The following is a 4,033-nucleotide window of genomic DNA, read 5'->3' on the forward strand; positions in this document are numbered from 1 at the left end:
CAACTGCAACCCGGAGACGGTCTCCACGGACTACGACACCGCCGACCGCCTGTACTTCGAGCCGCTGACGTTCGAGGACGTCATGGAGGTCTTCCACGCGGAGTCCGAGTCGGGGACCGTGGCCGGGGTGCTGGTCCAGCTCGGGGGCCAGACCCCGCTGGGCCTGGCCGCGCAGCTCGAGGACGCCGGCGTGCCCATCGTCGGCACCAGCCCGTCGGCCATCCACCTCGCCGAGGACCGTCGCGAGTTCGGCGAGGTCCTGGTGAAGGCCGGACTGCCCGCGCCCGCGTTCGGCACGGCGATCAACGCCGAGGAGGCCACCGAGATCGCCGCGCGGATCGGTTACCCCGTGCTGGTCCGCCCGTCCTACGTCCTCGGCGGCCGCGGGATGGAGATCGTCTACGACGAGTCCTCCCTGCGGTCCTACATCGAGCGCGCCACGGAGATCAGCCCGGACCGACCGGTCCTGGTGGACCGCTTCCTCGACGACGCCGTGGAGATCGACGTCGACGTCCTGTGCGACGGCACCGAGGTGTACCTGGGCGGGGTCATGGAGCACATCGAGGAGGCCGGGATCCACTCGGGCGACTCCGCGTGCGCGCTCCCTCCCATCACCCTGGGCCGGGACGACATCGACCGCGTCCGGCGCTCCAGCGAGGCCCTCGCGTTCGGCATCGGCGTCAAGGGCCTGATGAACGTCCAGTACGCGATCAAGGACGACGTGCTGTACGTGCTCGAGGCGAACCCGCGCGCCAGCCGCACGGTCCCGTTCGTCTCCAAGGCCACCGGCGTCCACCTGGCCAAGGCCTGCGCGCGCATCATGCTGGGGGAGACCATCGCCGAGCTCAAGGCCGAGGGGATGCTCCCGACCGACCGCGACGGCGGGTCGCTCCCGGCGGACGCGCCCGTCGCGGTCAAGGAGGCGGTCCTGCCGTTCAACCGCTTCCGTACCCCGGAGGGCCACCCCGTCGACTCGCTGCTCAGCCCGGAGATGAAGTCGACCGGCGAGGTCATGGGGATCGGCCCGGACTTCGCGGTCGCCTTTGCCAAGGGCCAGCTCGCCGCCGAGGGGGTCCTGCCGACATCCGGGACCGTGTTCGTCTCGGTGGCCAACCGCGACAAGCGTTCGATGGTGTTCCCGGCGCAGCGACTGGCCGCGCTGGGGTTCACGGTGCTGGCCACCGAGGGCACGGCGCTCATGCTCCGCCGCCACGGGATCGCGTGTGAGACGGTCGCCAAACTCACCGAGTCCGGAACCGGCCCGGTGGACGATCAGGGGAACCCGGTCCGGACGATCGTCGACCGGATCAACGCGGACGAGGTCGACCTCATCCTCAACATCGCCTCGTCCACCGGCGGCACCCGGGCCGACGGACACGAGATCCGGTCGGCCGCGATCACCCGGCGGGTCCCGTGCGTGACCACCGTGCAGGGCGCGACGGCCGCGGTCCACGGCATCGAGGCGATGCAGCGCGGGGACGTCACGGTCAGCCCCCTGCAGGAGCTGCACAAGGGCTTCTCCGTCCGATGACCCCGATCGCACCCCGGGCCCACTTCGGGGCCCGTCTGCGGTCGGCCGTGGCCGACCGCGGCAACCTCTGTGTGGGGATCGATCCCCACCCGGCGTTGCTCGAGGCGTGGGGGCTCGGGGTCGACGCCGCGGGGGTGGCCGAGTTCGCCCGCCGATCGCTCGAGGCGTTCGGGGATCTCGTTCCCGCGATCAAACCCCAGGTGGCGTTCTTCGAGGAGTACGGGTCCGCCGGGATCGCCGTCCTGGAGGACGTCCTCCGCGGGATCGAGGCGTCCGGGGCGCTGTCGATCGCCGACGCCAAGCGCGGGGACATCGGGTCGACCATGGCCGGGTACGCCCGCGCGTGGCTGCGGGACGGCTCCCCGTTGGCGTGCGATGCGCTGACGGTGTCCCCGTACCTCGGGGTGGGGTCGCTCGACGCGGCCTTCGACATGGCCGCGGAGAACGGACGTGGCCTCTTCGTCCTGGCCCGCACCTCCAATCCGGAGGCGGCCGCTCTGCAGGCCGCCTCCGGCCCGTCCGGGACGGTCGCCCAGTCCGTCGTCGACGAGGTGGGCCGCCGCAACACCGCCGTCTCGACGGGCACCCCGGGGCCGTTCGGGGTGGTCGTGGGTGCCACGGTCGCCGATCCTCCGGCGCTCGGGGGACTCGCCGGGCCGGTGCTCATGCCGGGGGTGGGGGAGCAGGGCGGGACGCTCGACGACGTCAGGCGGATCGCCGGGCCCGCCCTGCCCCACACCCTCGTCAACGTCTCACGACACGTCCTCCGGGCGGGCCCGGATGTCGACGCGATGCGGGCGGTGGTCACCGAGTTGGCGCAGACCTACCGGTTCGGCGACGGCTCCTGATTCCGTCCGTCCCTGTGGGTCACCCGCGTCACATGCGTCACATCCCGCCGCGCACGCTGCGGATCGGATCGTCGGAATCCAGGCGTTTCGGGCGGCGGGGTGACGCCCCCGGCGCTAGTCTTCCGGTAGCCTCACGCGTCAATGCGCAGTTCAGACGGGGTGCCCAGACCGGCCCCGTGCGGATACGGGTCACCCCGGCCGCGTACTGTTGCAGAGGTCATCACGCCCGACGCCATGCCGGTCTCCCCACGGGGGGACGGAATCGCCCGGGTACGGTGAGTACGAGGGAGCGCCCGCTCCCGGAGGTGTTCCGCAGCCCGCGGACGCGCCGGGGCCGGTCACCGCACACCAGATGTGGATGTCCTACCGTGGACACCCGAGCACGTCATGAAATACACCCGAACCAGACGGAGGAATTGTGGCCCTTCCCCAGTTGACCGATGAGCAGCGCGCTGCTGCCTTGGAGAAGGCGGCTGCCGCCCGTCGCGTCCGAGCAGAGCTCAAGGAGCGCCTGAAGCGCGGCGGCACCGACCTCAAGCAGGTGCTCAAGGATGCCGAGAGCGACGAGATCCTCGGCAAGATGAAGGTCTCGGCGCTGCTCGAGGCGCTTCCGAAGGTCGGCAAGGTCAAGGCTCAGGAGATCATGACCGAGCTGGAGATCGCCCCGACGCGCCGCCTGCGTGGTCTCGGAGACCGTCAGCGCCGCGCACTGCTCGAGCGGTTCGACTTCACGGTCGACTGATCGACGCATGAGTACACCGTCATCCGGGGAGTCCTCCCCGGACACGGCGGCGCAGAGGGGCCGGCTGATCGTCTTGGCCGGCCCCTCCGCCGTCGGAAAATCCACCGTGGTCCAGCGCCTGCGTGAGCGGGTCGCCGACCTCTACTTCAGCGTCTCCATGACCACCCGGGACCCGCGCCCCGGGGAGGTCGACGGTCGCGACTACTTCTTCGTCACCCCCGAGGAGTTCCGCACCGCCGTCGACGAGGGCCGCATGCTCGAGTGGGCCGAGATCCACAGCGGGCTCCAGCTGTCCGGCACGCCGGCCGATCCCGTGCGGCGCGCCCTGGAGGAGGGTCGTCCGGTCCTCATCGAGGTCGATCTCGCCGGCGTCCGCCAGATCAGGGAGTCGCTCCCCGAGGGCGTGACGGTGTTCCTGTCCCCGCCCTCGTGGGAGGAACTCGAACTCCGCCTGCGCGGCCGGGGCACCGAACCGCACGAGGTCGTCGCGCGCCGACTCGAGACCGCGAAGGTGGAGATGGACGCCCGCGACGAGTTCGCGGTGGTGGTCGTCAACGACGAACTCGAGGCCGCGGTCGATGAGTTGGTATCATTGCTGGTCGGCCGCGACTGAGGCCGTAGCACCCCGAGAGCACCCACGAGCACCACCCAGGCTGTACCCAGAGGAGAACCCATAGTGGCCACCATCGAAGCCGCAGCGGCCACCCCGCTGTACGACACCCCGATCGGCATCACCAACCCCCCGATCGACGAACTCCTCGAGCGGGCGTCCTCCAAGTACGCCCTCGTGATCTTCGCCGCCAAGCGCGCGCGGCAGATCAACTCCTATTACAACCAGATCGAGGAGGGCATCCTCGAGTACGTCGGGCCCCTGGTCGACCCGGGCCTGCACGAGAAGCCGTTGACCATCGC

Annotated in this window: 5 protein-coding genes; all 5 read left to right on the plus strand. The window is 70.7% G+C overall.

Annotated features, from left to right (window positions below):
- On the plus strand, positions 1 to 1,531 hold a 1,531-nt coding region (gene carB, locus B4M60_RS02620; RefSeq protein ID WP_291080016.1), incomplete at its 5' end, for a carbamoyl-phosphate synthase large subunit.
- On the plus strand, positions 1,528 to 2,379 hold the full coding sequence (pyrF, locus tag B4M60_RS02625; RefSeq protein WP_291080018.1) for an orotidine-5'-phosphate decarboxylase: 852 nt from the start codon (positions 1,528 to 1,530) through the stop codon (positions 2,377 to 2,379). The genes carB and pyrF, both read left to right, overlap by 4 nt.
- A 418-nt stretch (positions 2,380 to 2,797) precedes the next feature.
- Positions 2,798 to 3,121 (plus strand): integration host factor, actinobacterial type, encoded by a 324-nt coding sequence (mihF, locus tag B4M60_RS02630; RefSeq protein ID WP_291080020.1) that lies wholly within the window; start codon positions 2,798 to 2,800, stop codon positions 3,119 to 3,121.
- Positions 3,122 to 3,128: 7 nt separating this feature from the next.
- Positions 3,129 to 3,734 (plus strand): guanylate kinase, encoded by a 606-nt coding sequence (gene gmk / locus B4M60_RS02635; RefSeq protein WP_291080022.1) that lies wholly within the window; start codon positions 3,129 to 3,131, stop codon positions 3,732 to 3,734.
- Positions 3,735 to 3,797: 63 nt separating this feature from the next.
- Positions 3,798 to 4,033 (plus strand): DNA-directed RNA polymerase subunit omega (gene rpoZ / locus B4M60_RS02640; RefSeq protein ID WP_291080024.1); only part of this gene is annotated, 236 nt, incomplete at its 3' end.

The organism is Dietzia sp. UBA5065, from assembly GCA_002415925.1.
Taxonomy (GTDB): Bacteria; Actinomycetota; Actinomycetes; order Mycobacteriales; family Mycobacteriaceae; genus Dietzia.